Source organism: Kocuria sp. SM24M-10 (assembly GCF_001027955.1).
Classification (GTDB): Bacteria; Actinomycetota; Actinomycetes; order Actinomycetales; family Micrococcaceae; genus Kocuria; species Kocuria oceani.
Map to the genome: position 1 here is coordinate 22261 of NZ_LDNX01000050.1, position 20378 is coordinate 42638.

Consider the following 20378-nt stretch of genomic DNA (forward strand, 5'->3'; position numbering starts at 1 on the left):
TCGTGCGGGGACGCACCGGGACGCACCGTTGACGGTGCGGGTTTGTCTACTAGCCTGAAGTCTATGGTTCCAGAGAGCGCGGACACGGAAGAGGCCGCCCGGTACCCCGAGTACTGGGAGGCGGACGTGATGCTGCGCGACGGCGCGACGGCACACCTGCGCCCCATCTCCCCGCAGGACCGCGACGCCCTGCTGGCGTTCCACCAGTCGCAGTCCGAGGACAGCATCTACCTGCGGTTCTTCTCCTACAAGCCCACCCTCTCGGCGCGCGAGCTGGACCGGTTCACCCGGGTGGACCACAAGGACCGCGTCTGCTTCGTGCTGCTGCTGGGGGAGCAGATCGTCGGGGTGGGCCGCTACGACCGCACGGAGGACCCGCACGACGCCGAGGTCGCGTTCATGATCTCCGACGCCCACCAGGGGCGGGGGATCGGCTCGATCCTCCTGGAGCACCTCGCCGCCGCGGCGCGGGAGAACGGGATCGACCACTTCTCCGCCGAGGTGCTGCCCGAGAACCGGAAGATGCTGCGGGTGTTCGCGGAGGCCGGCTACGAGCTGACCCGCCGCTTCGACGACGGCGTGGTCGTGGTGGGCTTCGACATCGACCCCACGGAGAAGTCCCTGGCCGTGATGGCCGCCCGTGAGCACCGGGCGGAGGCCCGCTCGGTCGCCGATCTGGTCACCCCGTCCTCGATCGCGGTCGTCGGCGCGTCGCGGGACCCCGGCCACGCCGGGCACGCCCTGGTGGAGCACCTGCTCGCCTCCGGGTTCGCGGGCCGGCTGAGCGGGGTGGGCCCCACGCCGTTCGAGCGGGAGGGCATGACCCACGCCACCTCGATCGGCGAGGTCCCGCAGCGCGTGGACCTGGCGCTGATCGCGGTGCCGGTGGACCAGGTGGCCGACGTCGTCGACCAGTGCGGCGCGGCGGGCGTCCGCGCCGTCGTCGTGGTCACCGGCGGCTACGCGGAGGCGGGGGCGGAGGGCCGGGCCCGGCAGACCGAGCTCGTGCGCCGCGCCCGCTCCCACGGCATGCGCCTGGTCGGGCCGGCGAGCCTGGGGCTGTACCGCACGGACCCGGAGTGCCGCTTCAACGCCTCCGTGCTGCCCACGACCCCACGGCAGGGGCCGCTGGGGCTGTTCAGCCAGTCCGGGGCCATCGGGATGATGCTCAACGCCGCGGCGCTGCGGCACAACGTGGGCGTGTCCACCTATCTCTCGGCCGGCAACCGCGCCGACGTCTCCGGCAACGACATGATGCAGTACTGGGAGGACGACACCGCGACCCGCGCCTGCGGGCTCTACCTGCAGTCCGTGGGCAATCCGCGCAAGTTCTCCCGCATCGCCCGCCGGCTGTCCCTGACCAAGCCCGTCATCGTGGCCAAGAGCGAGGTGACCGGGCTGCGGCTGCCGCCGGGCCACACCGGGCGCACCACCCAGGCCCCGCCCGGCGCCCTGGACGCGATGTTCCGCCAGGCCGGGGTGATCCGCGCCGACACCAGCGAGCACCTCATGGACGTGGCCGGCATCCTGGCCGCCCAGCCGCTGCCGGCGGGGCCCCGCACGGCGCTGGTGTCCAACGCGCTCGCGCTGGGCCAGCTCATGGAGGACCGGTGCACCCAGCTGGGCCTGGAGACCGCCGTGACCCAGGCGTCGGTGCCCACCGCCGAGGGCGGGGCCCGGGCCCTCGAGGCGCTGGGGGCGGCCGTGGGACGCAGCCTCGGCGCCGAGGGCGTCGACGCCGCCGTGGTCACGCTGATGCCGATCCCCGGCACCGTGCCGCAGCAGATCGCCGAGACCGTCGGGCGGGTGGGCCGGGAGCACGACAAGCCGGTGGTCGTCGCCTTCACCGGCAGCACCGAGCCCGGCGCCGCGTCCGTGCTGCACCACGCCGAGGACGGCCTGGACGTGCCGTGCTTCGACTCGCCCGGGGCCGCGCTGCGGGCCCTGGCGAAGGTCGTGGACTACACCCGGTGGCGCGCCCAGGACCAGGGCCGTTTCGCCGAGCCCCAGGGGATCGACGCGGAGGCCGCCGAGACCTTCGTGGAGACGGTGCTGCCCCGCGTGCCCGGCGACGGCCTGCTGGAGCTGGACGCCGACCGGACCCGCACGCTGCTGGCGACCTACGGGATCGGGCTGCTGCCCAGCGCCCGGTTCACCGATCCGGCGGACGCGCCGGCCGCCGCCGAACGGCTGGGCTATCCGGTGGCGCTGAAGACCACCGACCCGAACCTCCGCCACCGCCTGGACCTCGGCGGGGTGCAGCTCAACATCCAGGACGGCGAGCAGCTGCGGGCGGCGATCTCGACGATGCACCGGGCCCTGGCGCCCTTCGGGTCCTTCGACCTCGAGGTCCAGTCCATGGCGCCCACGGGCCAGGCCGTGGTCGTGCGCGCCATCGAGGACCCGCTCATCGGCCCCGTGGTCTCCTTCGGGATGGCCGGGGACGCGGTGAACCTCCTGGAGGACTGGGCCCACCGGGTGCCGCCGCTCACCGACATGGACGTGCGGCGGATGGTCCGGGAGCCCAAGGCCTCCCGCAAGCTCTTCGGCCACCAGGGGGTCCCGGCCGCCGACGTGGACCGGCTCGAGGACCTCGTGGCCCGGGTCGCGCTGCTCAAGGACCGGCACCCGGAGATCGCCCGCGTGGAGCTCAACCCGGTGCTGGTCTCCAGCGGCTCCCTCACGGTGCTCGGCGCGTCGGTGGGGATCGGCAACCCGCGGCAGCGGACGGACAGCGCTCGCCGGGCGATGCGCAGCTAGGCGGTCCCGGACCTCGTGGCGGACACCATAGCCGGTCGGTACACCCTCATCGACCCCATCGCGCGCGGCGGCAGCGGGTCCGTGTGGCGGGCGTGGGACGGCCGGCTCCAGCAGCTGTGCGCCGCCAAGGTGCTGCGCCAGCGGGACTCCGCGGACCTGCTCCGGTTCGCCCGGGAGCAGTCCGTGAAGCTGGACCACCCGCACGTGCTCGCCCCCTACGGCTGGGCAGCGGAGGACGAGCACGTGGTCATCGCCATGCCCCTCGTCCACGGCGGGACCCTGGAGTCCGCCCTGCTGGACAACGGTGCCGCCTCCCCGGAGCTCACCGAGGAGGTCCTCGCCCAGCTGCTGCGGGCCCTGCAGTTCGTGCACGCCCAGGGGTGGGTCCACCGGGACGTGAAGCCGGGCAACCTCATGCTGGAGAGCACCGGCACCGGACGGCCCCACGTGTTCCTCTCCGACTTCGGCATCGCCGTGCGGGTGCAGGACGCCCGCCTCACCCGGACGGGCACCGTGGTGGGCACGCCCGGCTACCTGCCGCCGGAGGCCTACGGGCTCGCCGACCCGGCCCCCGCCCAGGACCTCTACGCGGCGGGGATCACCGCGCTGCGGATGCTGGACCCGGCCCTCGAGCCGGAGGGCAGCCTCGGGCCCGCCGACGCGCGCGCGGTCGTGGGGGAGCAGGGCGACCTGGCGGAGCACCTCGCGGCGCTGCTCACCCCCGACCCGGCGCTGCGCCGGGACGCCGCGGTGGCCGTGCTGGACGCGCTGACCGCGGGCGCGGCCGCCCGCACGTTCGACCCGGCGCTCACCCGCGACGGGGAGCCCTTCGAGATCTTCGACGTCCTCGACCCGCTGCCCGAGCCCTGGGCCACCCGGGTGCGCGAGGGCTGGGAGGGACCGGACGGGAGCGGCGGCGGGGCACCCGCCACCGGTGACGGGGTGTGGGGCGCGGCGGGCGGCGCCGATGACGAGGGGCCCGCCACCGTCGCGTCGGGCGCCGCGACCCCGGACGGCCACGCCCCGGCGATCCCGGAGAGCCCCGTCCCCGGGGCCCCCGGCGCGGCGACGGGCAGGGGGAGCCGCACACGGACCACCGCTCCGGCCGGTGCCGCCGCGGCGACGACGGAGACCCTGGCGGCCCCGCCGTCCCCGCCGGACCCGGCCCCGTCCCGGCGCCGGCGCGGCGGCGCGCTCACCGGGCTGCTCCTGGGTGTCGTCGGCCTGACGGCGCTGCTCGTCGGATACCTGCTGCTGGACCCCCTGGGCTCCGCCCGGCAGGCCCCCGCCCCCGGGGCCACCACCTCGGCCACCCCGAGCCCGGCGCCGACCTCGAGCCCGGAGCCGACGGCGTCGGGCCCGATCCAGCTCGAGCCGTTCTGCGAGGACATCGGCGGGGGCCGGCAGGAGTGCTATTTCCGGGTGCCCTGACGGCCGTGTTGGGCGCGGGCGCGGGCGTGGGGGAAAATGGCCCCCATGACGTATTCAGGTGAGCGCGGCCAGCGGCTGGTCGAGGACATCAACAAGGCCGGCTTCTATCCGCAACTGGTGATCGACGTGGTCCAGGACTCGCTGGACGGCCGGTCCCCGGTCTCCCACCTCGTGCAGCTCGAGACGCACATCGACCGGACCGAGGTGCACCGGCACATCACCGTGCTGGTCCTGGCCGAGGACGTCCTGCACGTCACCCACGTGGACGACGAGGAGTTCGACGAGAGCGGCCGGGACGTGGTGGCCCGGGTCTCGACCGAGACGGTGGGGATCTCCCAAATCCGCTCGGTCACGCTGAGCTACTCGTACTACCAGCCGGCCAACTACCGGCCGGACAGCCCCATCTCCGAGGTGACGCTGGCGATCGCGTGGACCGGGACCCTGCACGTGGACCTCGCACCCGCCCTGTGCGACGACCCGCAGTGCCAGGCCGACCACGGCTACACCGGCACGGCCTCGCGGGAGGACATCGTGCTGCGGATCAGCGCCGAGGCGGACGGCCCCGCCGCGGTCGAGGGCGCGCGGGAGTTCGCGCGCACGCTGCGCCGGGCCAACCTCTCCCCGATCACCGACGGCGCCCAGATCGCCCAGCCGGCGCACGGGCGCGTGCCCGCCCCGCGGCGCGGCCCCACCGCCACCCCGCGCACGCGGTTCACCGACCGGTTCACCGGCCGGGACGGCGGCCCCGCCCGATGAGGGCGGTCGAGGAGATCCTGCCCGGCCTGCCCGGGGACCTGCCGCAGCCGCCCCGCTACGGGCGGCGCACGGTCGCGGAGGTCATGTCCTCGGCCGCCGCCTCCCTGGGCGTGCCGGGCTTCGAGGACGTGCTGGGGCTGCCCGCCGCCCGCCGCGTCGTCGTCGTCCTCGCGGACGGGCTCGGGCGCGCCCAGCTGCGGGCCCGCGCCGGCCACGCCCCCACGCTGGCCGGGGCCAGGAACCTGGCCACCCTGGACGCCGCGTTCCCCACGACCACGGCGTCCTCCCTCGCGTCCCTGGGCACCGGCGCCGCCCCCGGCGCGCACGGGCTCGTGGGCTACGACGTGCTGGACCCGAACCGGGACAGGGTCGTCAACCAGCTCGGCGGCTGGGACGCCGCCGTGGACCCGCGGGCCTGGCAGCCGCTGCCCACGGTGCTGGAGCGCGCCGCCGAGCACGTCGACGTGGTGACCGTCAGCCGGTACAAGTTCGCCGACTCGGGGCTCACCAACGCGGCCCTGCGCGGGGGCCGGTTCGTGGCCGCCGAGGGCCCCGCGGCGCGTGTGAGCACCGCGCTGGACCAGCTCACCGCCGGCCGGGACGCGCTCATGTACTTCTACTGGGACGAGCTGGACCGCACGGGGCACGCCAAGGGCTGGGAGTCCTGGGAGTGGACCGCGCAGCTCGAGGAGCTCGACTCGTCCCTGCGCCGGCTCGTCGCCCGGGTGCCGGCCGGGACCACCGTCCTGGTGACCGGCGACCACGGCATGGTCGACGTGCCACCGGACGCCCGGGTCGACGTCTCCCGCGTGCCCGGCCTGCTCGACGGCGTCCGTCACACGGCCGGGGAGCCGCGGATGGTGCAGCTGCACCTCGAGCCGGATACGACGGCGGGGGACGTGCAGGCGCTCGTGGCGGCCTGGCGGGAGTGCTTCGGCTCCCGGGTGTGGCTGTTCTCCCGCGAGGCCGCCCTCGAGGCGGGGTACTTCGGGCCCCCCGAGCTGGTGCGCGAGGCCGTGCGCGCCCGCATCGGCGACCTCCTGGTCGCGGCCAAGGACCCGCTGGCGCTGTTCGACCTCGGCCGGGTCCGTCCCAGCGTGCTCTCGATGGTGGGCCAGCACGGCTCGCTCACCCGGGCGGAGCGCGAGGTGCCGCTGCTGCGGCTGAGCTGAGCCCGCACGCGCTCAGGGGGTGCTCGCGGCCTCCTCCTCGGGGTCCTCCGCGGACTCCTCCGCGGGCCCCTGGACCGGGGCGCCCGGAGTGGCCTCCGCGGCCCCCTCCTCACCGGCGGCGGCCTGCTCCGTGAGCGGTTCCTCGTCGGTCCCCTCGGCGGGTGCCTCCACGGTGTTCTCGGGCACAGGGCTGCCGGTGCCGGGTGCCGGGGTCCCGGGCGGGCTCGGTGCCGGGGGAGCGGGCGCGGGTGCGGGAACCACCGGGGCCGGGGCCACCGGAGCCGGGGCCACCGGGGCCGGGGCCACCGGGGCCGGGGCCACCGGGGCCGGGGCCACCGGGACGGGGGCGACGGGCGCGGGGGCCACCGGGACGGGGGCGACGGGCGCGGGGGCCACCGGCTCCGGCACGACGGGGGCGACCGGAGCGGGTGCCACGGGAGCGGGGGCGACGGGCTCCGGTTCCGCGGACGGGCTGGGCGCAGCTGTCCGGGACGGCGACCGGGTGGGCTTCGGAGAGGGAGTGCGGGACGGTGTGGGCGTGGCGGTGGCGGTGCGGCTCACGGAGGGAGCCGGGACGAACTGCGCCTCCCGGCCGGCCCCGAACAGGTCGCGACCCACCCCGCCGAGATAGAGGGCGCCGACGCCGGCCAGCACCACGAGCACCACCGCGCCGAGCACGAGCCCCGCCACCACCCGGCCGGGCCCGGAGCCACGGACCAGCTCGGCCGGCGACTCGCTCCCGGTCCGGTCGGCGGAGCCGTCCGGCGCCCCGGCGACGCCGTCGCGCTCGTCCTCACCGAACAGATCGTCCTCGATCGAATTGCCCATGACCTGCTGACCCCTGACGTGGTTCCGTGCGTCCGGGCCGCGCGCAGGACGGGGGAGCGCGCGGACCCGGGGGCGCGGCGCGGACCGGCCCCTGTTGCGTGCACTCTATCCCGTGGCCGTCCCGGTGCGCCGGAGGCCGGCGCGCGCCGGGGCCGGGAGCTCAGTCGGAGGAGCTGCCGAAGACGATCTCGTCCCAGCTGGGCACGGAGGAGCGCGCCGAGCGGCGGGCCTTCGCGGTCCGGTTGCGCGGCCGGGGCCGCTCGGGCGCGGCGCCCTCGCCGTCGGCCGGACCGGTGTCCGCGCCCGCCGGCCCGGACTCGTCCCGGGCGTCGGGGCGCTCGGAGCCCGCGCCGACGGCGTCCTCGGCACGGCCGGACGCGGGGCGGTCGGCCGGCGACTCCGGGGCCGGGGCGGCCGGCCGGAGCGCGGCGATCGGGCCCGGCACCTCCTGCGCCGGGCGCCCCGGCTCCGACGGGTCCTGGGCGGCGGCAACCTGCTCGGGGACGTCCTGATCGGTCACGTCCTGATCAGGGGTGTCCTGCTCGGGGGCGTTCTGCGGGGACGCGTCCTGGACGAAGGGCTCCTGCCCCGCGGCATCCTGCCCCGCGGCGCGGGGGGCGGTGCTGCCCTCGGGGTGGGACGGTGCCGTGCCGGGACCGTCCTCGGGCGCATTCTGCGGTGCCGCGGCCTGCGGGGTCGTGCCCGGTGCGGCCGGGGCGGCGTCGGGGAAGCGGGTGGCGGGCTGGAAGGGCCGGTCGAACACCGGGGCGTCCTCCGGCGCGGCCAGCGGTCGGGGACGCCGCTCGACGTGGCCCATGCCCCGGCCCAGCAGCTCGGCCAGGGCGTCGTCGCCCTCCACGTCCTCGCCGATGCGCTGACCGCGCCGGGCCTGCAGGACGTCGAGCAGGTCGTCGGCCTCCACGGCGGAGCGGCGCAGCTGCGTGAGCTCCGGGTCGAGCCCGCCGTCCAGGACGCCGAGGCCGGCGCCGAGCGGCGTGTCCGGGGCGCCCGTCTCGGTGAGGGCCTCGGCCCAGGAACTGGCCGGGCGCACGCTCTGGTTCGCCGGGTTGTAGAGCCACTCGGCCTGGGGCTCGTCCTGGGTGGGGGCGGACCCGGCGTCGGCCACGGAGAACCGGGCGACCACGGTCCACAGGTGGTCCTCGCGCTGCCAGGAGTCCCACTCGAGCGAGGAGGGGTCCACGCCGAGGTCACCGGCCCGGTGGGCCACGGCCCGGCCCAGGGTCAGCGGCTCGCCCTCGAAGACGGAGTGGTAGCCCCGGTGCGCGGAGCGGTCCTCGATCTCGACCTTCTGCGCCGCGGCGGCGATGTGGGCGCGCTCGGCGAGGATCGGCCACTCGTAGCGGCGGACGCGGGCGGCCTCCCAGCCGCTCTCGGCCACGATCTCCTCGACCGTGGCCCCGGCGCGGAACCGGGCCTGGATCTCGCGCGGACCGAACTGGCCCGTGCCCCGGGGGCGGGCGCCGGCGAGGCGCCGGGCGCGCTGGACGGCCAGGCGCAGCTCCTGGTCGATCCGCAGCAGGCGGCGGGTGCCCGTCTCGTCCTCGACGACCAGGTGCTCACCGTCGTCGTGCACACCTGCCAGGCGCAACTGCTCCATGCTGTCATTCCTCCGGGTGGTTCTCGGGTGCGCTCGCGGTCGTCGAGCGGGGACTGCGCGGCGGGGCCGGTGGCCGCGGGCGTGGTGCCGGTGCGACCCTGCGCCCCAATCCTACTGGCCGCCGCACGGGGGTCGCCGGACGCCGCCCGCGAACCCCTCGGACCGCGTGTTCGCGGGCGGGAGCACGGTTGGATTTTTGCCCTCACATGGTGAACAATCTACGCGATACAGAGCCCGGTGGGCGGCGCGGCAGCCGCCCGAGAGCTCGTCCTGGACCCATCTTGGAGCGAAGACCGACTATGGCCACTGATTACGACGCGCCGCGCAAGCAGGACGACGAGCTCAAGGAGGACTCGATCGAGGAGCTGCAGACGCGCCGCAGCGACCCGCAGTCGGGCAGCGTCGACGAGGACGAGGCGGCGGCGGCCGAGAGCTTCGAGCTGCCCGGCGCGGACCTCTCCAACGAGGAGCTCTCCGTGGTGGTGCTGCCGGCCCAGGAGGACGAGTTCACCTGCGGCTCGTGCTTCCTGGTGCGCCACCGGTCCCAGGTCGCCGAGGAGAAGAACGGCGTCAAGTACTGCATCGAGTGCGTGGGCTGAGCACCGCACCCGCCGGACCGCCCCGGCACCGGAGGAACCCCGCCGCGACGCGTGTCGCGGCGGGGTTCCTCCGTCCGGGTCCGGGGCTCACACCGGCTGGGACAGGACCTCCACGATCCGCTCCGGGTGCCGCGTCGACGTCAGCCAGTACGGGGTCGGGTCCACGGGATCGGTGATGCGGATCCGCACCACGGGGCCCACGGACGCCCGGAAGTTCATGAATGCGCGGCCGTCGAGCTCGGGGCCGCGCACGCGGCGCACCTCGTCACCGCGGAAGGCCTCGGCGGTGCCGACGAAGCGGCGCTCGATCCGGGCCCGGCCGACCTGCAGCGACTCGTCGGTGATCACGATGGAGCTGGTGGAGGCGAGCAGCGCCGCGGCGGCGCCCCCCGCGGCTCCGAGGGCGGCGAGCCCGGCCACCCAGAGGTTGATGGGCGCGAGCGCCACGAGGACGACCAGTCCGGTGAAGAGCACGAGGAGCCACATCCACCACGCGGCGGTGAGCTTCTCCTCGTAGAGGACCCGGGTCCCGGGGTCGCCGGCCGGGGACGGTCGGGCGCCGCGGGGGTCGTCGGACGGGGACTCGCTGGAGGAAGCAGGGTGGGACATGGGACAAGGTTCTCACGACCGCGGGCGTGGTCCGGCGCGTTAGAGTGGGGCACTGTGAACGACCAGTCGACAGGCCACCGGCCCTCCCCGGGCCCCGGGCGCCAGCTCAGCATCGCGCTGCAGGCGATCGACCCGGACCTCCCCCTGCCCGTGTACGCGAAGTCCGGCGACGCCGGCGCGGACCTGCGCTCCCGCGCGGACCTGACCCTCGGCCCCGGTGAGCGCGCCCTGGTGCCCACGGGCGTGGCCATCGCGCTGCCCGAGGGCTACGCCGGGTTCGTCCACCCGCGCTCGGGCCTCGCCGCCCGCCACGGCATCACGGTGGTCAACGCCCCCGGGACGGTGGACGCCGGCTACCGGGGGGAGATCATGGTGACGCTGCTCAACACGGACCGGGACGAGCCCTTCCGGGTCAGCCGCGGGGACCGCATCGCCCAGCTCGTGGTGCAGCGCGTGGAGCAGGCCGTCTTCGAGGTCGTCGACGTCCTGCCGGTGTCCGAGCGCGGCGGAACGGGCTTCGGCTCCAGCGGCACCGCCTGACCACGAGCTGACCCGAGAGCTGACGCCACGAGCCGGCACGCGTGCCGGCGGAGGAGAACGAGAACATGTTCGGTCGCAAGAAGAACAAGCCGGCGGCGCAGGACGTCCCGGAGCAGCCGCAGGACGCCCCGGAGGAGCAGCCGGCGCCGCCCCGGGAGCCGCAGGGCCCGCTGGACGTGGCCCAGCTCGAGGACCGGGACGGCTACCTCGACCTGGGCGCGCTGCTCGTGCGGCCCCGGCAGGGCCTGGGGGTGCGCCTGGAGGTCGACGAGCGCACCCAGCGTCCGCGCGCGGTGGCGCTCGACCTCGCCGGCGGCTCGGTGCAGGTCCAGGCGTTCGCCGCGCCCCGGTCCGAGGGGCTGTGGGACGAGGTCCGCCGCGAGCTCGTCCAGTCCCTGCGCGAGGGCAACGGGGAGCCCACGGTGGAGGAGGGGCCCTTCGGGCTCCAGGTGCTCACCCGCTTCCCGGCCACCGCCTCGGACGGGACCCGGGGCTTCCGCCTCGCGCGCTTCGTCGGCATCGACGGTCCCCGCTGGTTCGTGCGCGCGGTGTTCACGGGCACCGCCGCGGTGGCAGCCGAGTCCGCCGCCCTCGAGGAGGTCGTCCGCGAGCTCGTCGTGGTGCGCGGCGACCGTCCCATGCCCCCGCGGGAGCTGCTCCCGCTCACCGTGCCGGAAGGCTCCGTCCGGGCGCCGGCCCCGCGGCCGGAGGCCGGGCCCGTGGCCCCGCCGCGGCGCGGCCCCGAGATCACCGAGATCGGCTGAGCCGTGGCACACGCGCACATCGGCTCACCGCGGGCGGGATCGGCGACGGGAGCGATCGACGTGGTCACCGAGGCTCCCGTGTGCGCCGGGGACCTCGACCCGGCGGCCGCCGGCGGCCGGCACCGGGTGATGGCCACCGGCCAGGTGGTCGAGGTGACGGTGCCCCCGGTGACCGGGGTGCAGAACTACACGGCGCTGCTCGTGCCGGAGTGCGACCGGGATCCCGACGCCCCCGAGCCCCGGGCGCTGCTGCTCGTGTGGCAGGGCCAGCGCAGCGTGCCGGGCGTGACCGCCGGGACGCGGCTGCGCTGCGTGGGGGTCGTGAGCTTCCGCGACGGCCGCCCCACCATGTTCAACCCGCGCTACGAGATCATCGCCAAGCAGGTCAGCAGATAGGACGGAACAGCACATGTGGCAGGTCGACGGATGACACGTCCCGGGGAGCCGGACGAGACGGCGGGCCCCGCCCCGCGCCGCGCCGGGATGGAGGACTCGATGGCCGCCTACGCGGCCCGCTCCGGCATGCGGCGCAAGGACAACGGCCAGCTCGACGTGCTGCACGCCGTCGGGGGCTGGCGGGGCCTGGCCGAGACGATCCTGCCGGGCTTCGTGTTCCTGGCCGTGCTCCTGGTGGGCAACACCCTGGGGGTGGCCCTGCTGGCGTCCCTCGGAACCGCGGCCGCGTTCACGGTGCTGCGCCTGGCCCAGCGGCAGAGTCTGGTCCAGGCGGTCTCCGGTGTGGTGGGCGTGGGCGTGTGCGCGCTGTTCGCCCGCGCCACCGGCGAGGCCCTGGACTACTACGTCCCCGGGTTCTGGATCAACACGGTCTCCTTCGTGGGCCTGGGAATCTCGCTGCTCGCCGGCTGGCCGCTGCTCGGGGTGTTCTACGGCTACATCCGCGGGGAGGGCACCCAGTGGCGCGACGTCCCGGTGCGCCGGCGCGCGTACCGGGTGGCCACGGTGATGCTCATGGCCATGTTCGCGGCCCGGCTCCTGGTGCAGGTGCCGCTGTACTTCGCGGAGAACCTCACCGGGCTGGGCGTGGCGCGGCTGGTCATGGGCGTGCCCCTGTACGCGCTGACGCTGTGGCTGGCGTGGCTGGTCTCCCGGCCGCCGGAGCAGATCGCCGCCGAGCAGGACGGCACCGAGCAGGACGTCACCCAGTAGGACGGCGCCGAGCAGGACGGAGCCGAGGGGGACAGGGCCGGCTGAGCCGCCCGGCCGGGCTCAGCCCTCGAGCGGCTCGTGCTGGTCGGCGGTCGTGAACATCGCGCGCAGCTGCCCCTCGCCCTCGGCGGTGGAGACGAAGAAGAGCTGGTCGGCGCCCTCGAGCACGTCGTCGCCGGAGGGCGTGATGGGCACGCCGTCGCGCAGGATCGCCACGAGCGTGACGTCCGGGGGCCACGGCACCTGGGAGACCATCGAGGCGATGACCGGGTGCTCGTGCGGGACGGTGTAGGCGGAGAGGGTCGCCCCGCCCGTCTGCAGGGTCAGCAGCCGCACCACGTCGCCCACCTCCACGGCCTCCTCGACGAGCGCCGTCATCAGCCGCGGCGTGGACACGGCCACGTCCACGCCCCAGGCGTCGTCGAAGAGCCACTCGTTCTTGGGGTTGTTCACCCGCCCCACCGTGCGGGGCACGCCGAACTCGCTGCGCGCCAGCAGGGAGACCACCAGGTTCGCCTTGTCGTCGCCCGTGGCGGCGACGACGACGTCGGTCTGCTCCAGGCCGCCCTCCCGCAGCGTGGACAGCTCGCAGGCGTCGCCGATGATCCACTGGGCCCCGCGCAGGTCGGAGCGCCCGATCACCTCGGGCTTCTCGTCGAAGATCACCACCTCGTGGTGGTGGGAGAGCAGCTCCCGGGCGATCGAGGCCCCCACGGCGCCCGCGCCCACGACGACCACGCGCATCAGTTGCCTCCCGGGTAGGTGCGGTCGGCGCCGGACGCGTCCTCGGCGTCGCGGCGCAGGGAGTTGGCGAAGTCCAGGACGTCCGGGTCCGGCGGGCGGGAGAGGATGCGCGAGATCGCCTCCACCTCGCCCGTGCGCATCATCGCGTGCACCACGTCCCCCTGCTGGTAGCTGGTGTCCGGGCCGGGCAGGACGCCCTCCCCGAAGCGGGTCACGAAGGCCACGCGCACGCCGGCGGCCTCCTCGATCGCCTCCAGGTGCAGGCCCGACCACGAGTCGTCGAGGGACAGCTCGCCCAGCTGCAGCCGGCCCGAGGCCTCCCGGAAGTCGGCGGTGATCGACTGCTCGGGCAGGATCCGGCGCAGCGCCTGGTCCGCGCTCCAGCGCACGGCGGCGACCGTGGGGATGCCCAGGCGCTGGTAGAACTCCGCGCGGGAGGGGTCGTAGATGCGGGCGACCACGTGGCGGACCTTGAAGGTCTCGCGCGCGACCCGCGCGGCGATGATGTTGGAGTTGTCCCCGCTGGAGACGGCCGCGAACGCGTAGGCCTCCTCGATCCCGGCCCGGCGCAGCACCTCGCGGTCGAAGCCCAGCCCGGTGACCTTCTTGCCCTCGAAGGTCTTGCGCAGCCGGCGGAAGGCCCGGTCGTCCTGGTCGATCACCGCCACGGTGTGCCCGGAGTCCTCCAGGGTGTGCGCGACCATCACGCCGACGCGCCCCACTCCCATGATCACGAAATGCGCCATGTCCTCAGCCTAGGCCACGCGGGGCGGCGCACCTCACGCCCGTCCCGGCGGACAATCGGTGCCGGACGGACTACCGTGGGGAGCCGTGCAGAGCATTCCCCGGGCGCTGCGCCGCGCACTCGTCGGCAAGCCCATCCACAACGAGCGGTTCCACGACGCCGTGCTGCCCAAGCGCACGGCGCTGCCGGTCTTCTCGGCGGACGCGCTGTCCTCGGTGGCCTACGCGCCGGACGAGATCATCCTCACGCTCGCCCTGGCGGGGACCACGGCGGTCGCGATCTCCCCGTGGGTGGGCCTGGCCGTGCTCGTGGTGCTCGCCGTGGTCATCGCCGCCTACCGGCAGAACGTGCGCGCCTACCCCTCCGGCGGCGGCGACTACGAGATCGTCTCCAAGAACCTCGGGCGCACCGCCGGCGTGGGGGTCGGGGCGGCCCTGATGGCCGACTACACGCTGGTCGTGGCGGTGTCCATGGCCACCGCCGCGCAGTACGTCACGGCGGCCCTGCCCGGCCTGGCCGACCGGCGGGTGGAGCTCGCGGTGGTGGGGGTGCTGCTCGTCGGGCTGCTCAACCTGCGCGGACTGGCCTTCATCGGCCGGGCCGCCGCGGTGCCCACCTACTTCTTCCTGGCCGTGCTCGCCGCGCTGCTGCTCGTGGGCGTGGGCCAGGACCTCACCGGCTCCCTGGGGCAGGCCCCGAGCGCGGACCGGGAGGTCCTTCCCGCCGCCGGCTTCGACGCCGGGCTGACCGGCCTGGCGGGGGCGCTGCTGGTCCTCCGGGCCTTCTCCTCCGGGGCCGTGGCGCTGACCGGCGTGGAGACCATCACCAACTCCGTGCCCTACTTCCGCAAGCCGCGCGCCGCCAACGCGGCGGCCACCCTCGGCCTGCTGGGCGCGCTCTCGGCGGCCCTGCTCGCCGGGGTCATGTACCTCGCGGACCGCACGGACGTCGTCGTCGTGGGCAACCCCGAGGAGCAGCTGCTGGTCGACGGCCGGCTCCCCGCCCCGGACTTCTTCCAGGACCCGGTCCTGGGCCAGCTCGCCAAGACCGTCTTCGGCACCGACTCCCTGTGGTTCTACGTGCTCGTGGCCGCGACCGTCGGGGTGCTGGTCCTCGCCGCGAACACGGCCTTCTCCGGGTTCCCCACGCTGGCCTCCCGACTGGCGCGCGACGCCTTCCTGCCGCGGCAGCTGCAGGCGCGCGGGGACCGGTTCGCCTTCACCAACGGCATCCTGCTGCTGCTGCTCGTGGCCGTGGTCCTCATCGTCGCGTTCGGGGCCAACGTCAACAGCCTCATCCAGCTCTACATCGTGGGCGTGTTCGTCTCCTTCACCCTCACCCAGGCGGGCATGGTCCGGCACTGGGGGCGGGTCCGGCGGATGCGGCCCCACCCCGGGGTGCGCCGGGAGCTGTTCGGCCGCCGGGCGGTGGCGCTGGTCGCCTTCGTGCTGTGCGCGGCCGTGCTCGTGGTCGTGCTCGTGACCAAGCTGACCCAGGGGGCGTGGATCACCCTGGTGGCCATCGTGCTGCTCAGCGCCGTGATGGCCGGCGTCCGCCGGCACTACGACGCCGTGGACGCCGAGCTCGCCCTGCAGCCCGACTCCCCGGTGCGGGCCCTGCCCTCCCGGGTGCACGCCATCATCTACGTCTCCTCCGTGCGCAAGCCCCTCATGCGCGCCCTCGCCTACGCCCGGGCCTCCCGGCCCTCGACCCTCGAGGCGGTGGTGGTGGACACCAACGCCGCCGCCACCCGGCGGATCCTCGACGAGTGGCAGCGGCTCGAGATCCCGGTGCCCGTCACCGTGCTCGACGCCCCCTACCGGGACACCATCGGCCCCGTGGTCGACCACGTGCGCGGGGTCCGCCGGAAGTCCCCGCGGGACCTGGTCGTGGTCTACCTGCCCGAGTACGTGGTGCGCCACCGCTGGGAGCGGCTGCTGCACAACCAGGCGATCCGCCCGCTGCGCGCCCGCCTGCACCAGGAGCGCGGGGTCATGACGGCCTCCGTGCCCTGGCACCTGTCCTCGGCCGCCGGCCAGGACGTCGGCCCCGAGTCCGCCCCCGCCCCCCAGCAGAGAGCCGCCCGCCCGTGACCTCCCCGCACCCCCCGGCCACTCCCGACGAGCACGACGAGCTCGAGCTGCGCCTCGGCCCGATCGCCCACGGCGGCCACACCGTGGCCCGCACCGGCGAGGGCCGGGTGGTGTTCGTCCGCCACGGCCTGCCCGGGGAGCTGGTCCGCGTCCGGCTCACGGAGGCCGGCGCCGAGGCGCGCTTCTGGCGCGGCGACGTGGTGGCGGTCCTGGAGGCCGACCCCGGCCGCCGCGACCGGCACGTCTGGGCGCCGGCCGACGCCCTCCTGACCTGGCGGCGCGGCGAGCCGCCCGTGGGCGGGGCGGAGTTCGGCCACGCCGAGCTCCCGGCCCAGCGCCGGCTGAAGGCCGCCGTGGTCGCCGAGCAGCTCTCCCGCCTGGCGGGTCTCGAGACCGTGGTGGAGGTCGAGGCCATGCCCGGGGAGGACCCCATGGGCCTGGGCTGGCGGACCCGGGCCCACTTCGCCGTGGACGCCGCCGGGCGGATCGGGATGCACCCCCACCGCGATGCCGCCGTCGTCCCGGTCGAGAGCTTCCCGCTCGTCGTCCCGGCCATCGACGAGCTGAGGCTCTCCGCGCTGGACCTTCGGGGCGCGGCGCGCGTGGACGTCGCGGCCCCGGCCGGCGGCGGGACGCCGCTGGTCCACCTGGCCCTGGCCGCCGGCGCCGACCGGCAGCGGCTGCGCCGGGAGCTGGACCGCCTCGCCGCCGGCCGGGAGGTCTCCGTCACCGCCCGCGCCGAGGACTCGCGCGAGCTCGAGACGTGGTCGGGGCGGCCCGCCGTCGTCGAGCACGCCGGCGCCCACCGCTGGGAGGTCTCGGCCGAGGGCTTCTGGCAGATCCACCGCAGCGCCCCCGGCCTGCTGCTCGAGGCGGTGCCTGCCGCGGCCGGGGCCCGCCCGGGGGAGCACGCCCTCGACCTCTACGCCGGCGCGGGCCTGTTCACGGCCGCGCTCGCCGACGCGGTCGGCCCCGCCGGGTCCGTGCTCGCCGTCGAGGGGTCGCCCGTCACCAGCGCCGACGCGCGGCGCACCTTCACGGACCGCCCGCAGGTCCGGGTGGAGCGCGGCAGCGTCGACAAGGTCGCGGCCCGGCTCTGGCCGGGCACCGCCGCGCCCCGCAGGCGGAGGTCCCCGGGACGGGCCCGGGCGGCGGACCGGCCGGACGTCGTGGTCCTGGACCCGCCCCGGGCCGGCGCCGGGCGGGTCGTGGTGGACCAGCTCGTGGCCCTGGCCCCGCGCCGGATCGCCTACCTCGCCTGCGACCCGGCCACCCTGGCGCGGGACCTCGGCCGGTTCCGCCGGGCCGGGTGGCGGGTGCGGTCGGTGCGGGCCTTCGACATGTACCCCAACACCCACCACGTCGAGACCCTGGCGGTCCTGGAGCCCTGACCCGCGCCCGGTTGTGTCGTCGGGCCGACGGCCGCTCGGGAGCCACCGCGCCCGATCGGGCTACACTGACAGGTGACTGTTCACGGGAGAACGCCCGGCACTTCGCCGGGATCCTCCCGCGGGCGTTTCCATGACGGTGGCGAGAGGAGTTCCACGCATATGAGCACGGTGGACAGCTTCGGAGCCAAGGGCGTTCTCGACGTCGACGGCACCGAATACGAGATTTTCCGACTGAACACGCTGGAGGGGGCGCAGAAGCTCCCGTACAGCCTCAAGGTTCTGCTCGAGAACCTGTTGCGCACCGAGGACGGCGCCAACATCACCTCCGAGCACATCGAGGCCCTGGCCGGCTGGGACCCGGAGGCCGAGCCCAGCATCGAGATCCAGTTCACCCCGGGCCGTGTCATCATGCAGGACTTCACCGGCGTGCCCTGCATCGTCGACCTCGCCACGATGCGCGAGGCCGTCGCGGACCTCGGCGGCGACCCCGCCCGGGTGAACCCGCTCGCGCCCGCCGAGCTCGTCATCGACCACTCCGTGCAGATCGACTCGTTCGGCAGCCCGGAGTCGATCGAGCGCAACATGGACATCGAGTACCAGCGCAACGGCGAGCGGTACCAGTTCCTGCGCTGGGGCCAGACCGCCTTCGACGACTTCAAGGTCGTGCCCCCGGGCATGGGCATCGTCCACCAGGTCAACATCGAGAACCTGGCCCGCGTCGTCATGACCCGCGAGGTCGACGGCGTCCTGCGCGCCTACCCGGACACCTGCGTGGGCACCGACTCGCACACGACCATGGAGAACGGCCTGGGCGTGCTCGGCTGGGGCGTGGGCGGCATCGAGGCCGAGGCCGCGATGCTCGGCCAGCCCATCTCGATGCTCATCCCGCGCGTGGTCGGCTTCAAGCTCACCGGCGAGATCCCGGCGGGCGCCACGGCCACCGACGTGGTGCTCACCATCACGGAGATGCTCCGCGAGCACGGCGTGGTCGGCAAGTTCGTCGAGTTCTACGGCGAGGGCGTGGGCGCGGTGCCCCTGGCCAACCGCGCGACGATCGGCAACATGAGCCCCGAGTTCGGCTCGACCGCCGCGATCTTCCCGATCGACGACGTCACCCTGGACTACCTGCGCCTGACCGGGCGCTCCGACGAGCAGGTCGCGCTCGTCGAGGCGTACGTGAAGGAACAGGGGATGTGGCACGACCCGGCCGAGGAGATCACCTTCTCGGAGTACCTCGAGCTGGACCTCTCCACCGTGGTCCCCTCGATCTCCGGGCCCAAGCGCCCCCAGGACCGCATCTCGCTCACCGACGCGAAGGCGCAGTTCCACGAGGACATCAAGAACTACGCCACGCACGTCGACGACGCCGCCTCCGGCGACTCGGTCGACGACCTGTCGGCGCAGTCCTTCCCTGCCTCGGACGCTCCCGGCTACACCGCCGACGACCACCAGTCGGAGGCCGACCGCCCGCGCGAGCACCACGCGTACGCCGAGAACGGCCGGCCGACCAAGCAGGTCCCCGTGTCCATGCCCGACGGCCGGGAGTTCGAGCTCGACCACGGCGCGGTGTCGATCGCCTCGATCACCTCGTGCACCAACACCTCCAACCCCTCGGTCATGATGGCCGCGGCGGTGCTGGCCCGCAACGCCGTCGAGAAGGGCCTGAAGGCGAAGCCGTGGGTCAAGACCTCGATCGCACCGGGCTCCAAGGTCGTCACCGACTACTACGAGAAGTCCGGTCTGGTGCCGGCGCTGGAGGAGCTCGGCTTCTACATCGTGGGCTACGGCTGCACCACCTGCATCGGCAACTCGGGGCCGCTGGAGGAGGAGATCTCCCAGGCCATCCAGGACAACGACCTGGCCGTGACCTCGGTGCTCTCCGGCAACCGCAACTTCGAGGGCCGGATCAACCCGGACGTGAAGATGAACTACCTGGCGTCCCCGCCGCTGGTCATCGCCTACGCCCTGGCCGGCAACATGGACTTCGACTTCGAGAGCGAGCCCCTGGGCCAGGACGCGGACGGCAACGACGTCTACCTCAAGGACATCTGGCCGGAGCCGGCCGAGGTGCAGAAGATCATCGACGCGTCCATCGACACGGAGATGTTCACCCGCGAGTACGGCACCATCTTCGACGGTGACGAGCGCTGGCAGAACCTGGACACCCCCACCGGCAAGACCTTCGAGTGGAACCCGCAGTCCACCTACGTGCGCAAGCCCCCGTACTTCGAGGGCATGACGATGGAGACGACCCCGGTCGAGGACATCTCCGGCGCGCGGGTGCTGCTGAAGCTGGGCGACTCGGTCACCACCGACCACATCTCCCCGGCGGGCTCCTTCAAGTCCGACACCCCGGCCGGCCAGTACCTCATCGCCAACGGCGTGGAGCGCAAGGACTTCAACTCCTACGGCTCCCGGCGCGGCAACCACGAGGTCATGATCCGCGGCACCTTCGCCAACATCCGGATCAAGAACCAGCTGCTGGACGGCGTGGAGGGCGGCTTCACCCGCGACTTCACCCAGGAGGGCGGCCCCCAGGCCGCCGTGTACGACGCCGCGATGAACTACCAGCAGGCCGGCGTCCCGCTGGTCGTGCTGGGCGGCAAGGAGTACGGCTCCGGGTCCTCGCGCGACTGGGCCGCCAAGGGCACCTCGCTGCTGGGCGTCAAGGCCGTCATCGCCCAGAGCTACGAGCGCATCCACCGCTCGAACCTCATCGGCATGGGCGTGCTGCCGCTGCAGTGCCCGGCCGGGGAGTCCGCCGACTCCCTCGGCCTCGACGGCACCGAGACCTTCGCCATCGAGGGGGTGACCGCGCTCAACGAGGGCACCACCCCCAAGACGCTGAAGGTCACCGCCACGAAGGAGGACGGCTCCACGGTCGAGTTCGACGCGGTCCTGCGCATCGACACGCCGGGCGAGGCGGACTACTACCGCAACGGCGGGATCCTGCAGTACGTGCTGCGGCAGATCGCCAAGTAGCTCCCCGGGCGCGCTCCGGCGCCCCGGGGAAGCACGGGCGAGCGGTCGCCCGGTCCTGATCCAGGACGCACGAGGGTGTCGGGGCGAGCGAGTAGGATCGGGGGAACGCGCCGCCCCGGCGACCCCGGAGCGGCCGACCACGACGCCGAGGAGTGCGGGAGGAAGCATGAGCGTGCTGG

Annotated in this window: 17 protein-coding genes; 12 read left to right on the top strand and 5 right to left on the bottom strand. The window is 74.7% G+C overall.

Features of this window, described 5'->3' with window-relative positions; genetic code table 11:
- Positions 1–63: 63 nt before the first annotated feature.
- The 4 genes from ABL57_RS05995 to ABL57_RS06010 are packed head-to-tail and all read left to right on the top strand — an operon-like array spanning position 64 to position 6119.
- Positions 64–2760 (top strand): GNAT family N-acetyltransferase, encoded by a 2697-nt coding sequence (locus ABL57_RS05995; protein WP_047802543.1) that lies wholly within the window; start codon positions 64–66, stop codon positions 2758–2760.
- Between the two features lie 15 nt (positions 2761–2775).
- Positions 2776–4191: a serine/threonine-protein kinase gene (locus ABL57_RS22630; protein ID WP_053004782.1), complete on the top strand. Its 1416-nt coding sequence runs from the start codon at positions 2776–2778 to the stop codon at positions 4189–4191.
- A 45-nt stretch (positions 4192–4236) separates the two neighbouring features.
- The gene (locus ABL57_RS06005; RefSeq protein WP_047802544.1) at positions 4237–4947 is read left to right on the top strand and encodes a DUF5998 family protein; all 711 of its coding nucleotides are present in this window, start codon (positions 4237–4239) and stop codon (positions 4945–4947) included.
- Positions 4944–6119 (top strand): alkaline phosphatase family protein, encoded by a 1176-nt coding sequence (locus tag ABL57_RS06010; protein ID WP_047802545.1) that lies wholly within the window; start codon positions 4944–4946, stop codon positions 6117–6119. The genes ABL57_RS06005 and ABL57_RS06010 overlap by 4 nt, the downstream gene beginning before the upstream one ends.
- Before the next feature lie 12 nt (positions 6120–6131).
- Here ABL57_RS06010 and ABL57_RS22635 read toward each other — a convergent pair whose 3' ends face one another.
- Both ABL57_RS22635 and sepH read right to left on the bottom strand, forming a co-directional pair.
- Positions 6132–6947 carry a hypothetical protein gene (locus ABL57_RS22635; protein WP_053004783.1) on the bottom strand — a complete coding sequence of 272 codons (816 nt, stop codon included), beginning with the start codon at positions 6945–6947 and terminating at the stop codon, positions 6132–6134.
- 160 nt (positions 6948–7107) lie between these two features.
- Positions 7108–8565 carry a septation protein SepH gene (sepH, locus tag ABL57_RS06020; RefSeq protein ID WP_047802546.1) on the bottom strand — a complete coding sequence of 486 codons (1458 nt, stop codon included), beginning with the start codon at positions 8563–8565 and terminating at the stop codon, positions 7108–7110.
- Between the two features lie 299 nt (positions 8566–8864).
- Between sepH and ABL57_RS06025 the strand changes: the two genes are divergently transcribed.
- On the top strand, positions 8865–9164 hold the full coding sequence (locus ABL57_RS06025; protein WP_047802547.1) for a DUF4193 domain-containing protein: 300 nt from the start codon (positions 8865–8867) through the stop codon (positions 9162–9164).
- An 87-nt stretch (positions 9165–9251) separates the two neighbouring features.
- On the opposite strand, the gene ABL57_RS06030 is transcribed toward ABL57_RS06025, so the two are convergent.
- A complete protein-coding gene (locus ABL57_RS06030) occupies positions 9252–9773 on the bottom strand; it encodes a DUF3093 domain-containing protein (protein ID WP_047802548.1) in 522 nt (173 codons plus the stop codon).
- A 111-nt stretch (positions 9774–9884) separates the two neighbouring features.
- On the opposite strand from ABL57_RS06030, the gene dut reads away from it, so the two are divergent.
- From dut to ABL57_RS06050, 4 genes are all read left to right on the top strand, one after another.
- Positions 9885–10313, top strand: a complete 429-nt coding sequence (gene dut, locus ABL57_RS06035; protein WP_369821359.1) for a dUTP diphosphatase — start codon at positions 9885–9887, stop codon at positions 10311–10313.
- 65 nt (positions 10314–10378) lie between these two features.
- Complete coding sequence (locus tag ABL57_RS06040; protein ID WP_047802562.1) at positions 10379–11077, top strand: DUF3710 domain-containing protein; 699 nt, start codon at positions 10379–10381, stop codon at positions 11075–11077.
- A 3-nt stretch (positions 11078–11080) separates the two neighbouring features.
- Positions 11081–11473 carry a hypothetical protein gene (locus ABL57_RS06045; RefSeq protein WP_238985989.1) on the top strand — a complete coding sequence of 131 codons (393 nt, stop codon included), beginning with the start codon at positions 11081–11083 and terminating at the stop codon, positions 11471–11473.
- Between the two features lie 30 nt (positions 11474–11503).
- Positions 11504–12244, top strand: a complete 741-nt coding sequence (locus ABL57_RS06050) for a DUF3159 domain-containing protein (RefSeq protein WP_047802551.1) — start codon at positions 11504–11506, stop codon at positions 12242–12244.
- A gap of 60 nt (positions 12245–12304) precedes the next feature.
- Here ABL57_RS06050 and ABL57_RS06055 read toward each other — a convergent pair whose 3' ends face one another.
- Positions 12305–12988 (bottom strand): TrkA family potassium uptake protein, encoded by a 684-nt coding sequence (locus ABL57_RS06055; protein WP_047802552.1) that lies wholly within the window; start codon positions 12986–12988, stop codon positions 12305–12307.
- Complete coding sequence (locus ABL57_RS06060; protein ID WP_047802553.1) at positions 12988–13734, bottom strand: TrkA family potassium uptake protein; 747 nt, start codon at positions 13732–13734, stop codon at positions 12988–12990. The genes ABL57_RS06055 and ABL57_RS06060 overlap by 1 nt, the downstream gene beginning before the upstream one ends.
- 85 nt (positions 13735–13819) lie before the next feature.
- Here ABL57_RS06060 and ABL57_RS06065 point away from each other — a divergent pair, with 85 nt between their 5' ends.
- The 3 genes from ABL57_RS06065 to ABL57_RS06075 all read left to right on the top strand — a co-directional run bounded on the left by ABL57_RS06065 (position 13820) and on the right by ABL57_RS06075 (position 20199).
- Complete coding sequence (locus ABL57_RS06065) at positions 13820–15826, top strand: APC family permease (RefSeq protein WP_047802554.1); 2007 nt, start codon at positions 13820–13822, stop codon at positions 15824–15826.
- Positions 15823–17217, top strand: coding sequence for a class I SAM-dependent RNA methyltransferase (locus tag ABL57_RS06070; protein ID WP_047802555.1), 1395 nt, complete (start codon positions 15823–15825; stop codon positions 17215–17217). The genes ABL57_RS06065 and ABL57_RS06070 overlap by 4 nt, the downstream gene beginning before the upstream one ends.
- A gap of 159 nt (positions 17218–17376) precedes the next feature.
- Positions 17377–20199 (top strand): aconitate hydratase, encoded by a 2823-nt coding sequence (locus ABL57_RS06075; protein ID WP_047802556.1) that lies wholly within the window; start codon positions 17377–17379, stop codon positions 20197–20199.
- Positions 20200–20378 lie beyond the last annotated feature (179 nt).

Coding starts and splice junctions, on each gene's coding strand:
- ABL57_RS05995 (WP_047802543.1), top strand. CDS start 64: ATGGTTCCAGAGAGCGCGGACACGGAAGAGGCCGCCCGGTACCCCGAG.
- ABL57_RS06055 (WP_047802552.1), bottom strand. CDS start 12,988: ATGCGCGTGGTCGTCGTGGGCGCGGGCGCCGTGGGGGCCTCGATCGCC.
- sepH (WP_047802546.1), bottom strand. CDS start 8,565: ATGGAGCAGTTGCGCCTGGCAGGTGTGCACGACGACGGTGAGCACCTG.
- ABL57_RS06075 (WP_047802556.1), top strand. CDS start 17,377: ATGAGCACGGTGGACAGCTTCGGAGCCAAGGGCGTTCTCGACGTCGAC.
- ABL57_RS06005 (WP_047802544.1), top strand. CDS start 4,237: ATGACGTATTCAGGTGAGCGCGGCCAGCGGCTGGTCGAGGACATCAAC.
- ABL57_RS06040 (WP_047802562.1), top strand. CDS start 10,379: ATGTTCGGTCGCAAGAAGAACAAGCCGGCGGCGCAGGACGTCCCGGAG.
- ABL57_RS06030 (WP_047802548.1), bottom strand. CDS start 9,773: ATGTCCCACCCTGCTTCCTCCAGCGAGTCCCCGTCCGACGACCCCCGC.
- ABL57_RS06025 (WP_047802547.1), top strand. CDS start 8,865: ATGGCCACTGATTACGACGCGCCGCGCAAGCAGGACGACGAGCTCAAG.
- ABL57_RS06050 (WP_047802551.1), top strand. CDS start 11,504: ATGACACGTCCCGGGGAGCCGGACGAGACGGCGGGCCCCGCCCCGCGC.
- ABL57_RS22635 (WP_053004783.1), bottom strand. CDS start 6,947: ATGGGCAATTCGATCGAGGACGATCTGTTCGGTGAGGACGAGCGCGAC.
- ABL57_RS06010 (WP_047802545.1), top strand. CDS start 4,944: ATGAGGGCGGTCGAGGAGATCCTGCCCGGCCTGCCCGGGGACCTGCCG.
- ABL57_RS06060 (WP_047802553.1), bottom strand. CDS start 13,734: ATGGCGCATTTCGTGATCATGGGAGTGGGGCGCGTCGGCGTGATGGTC.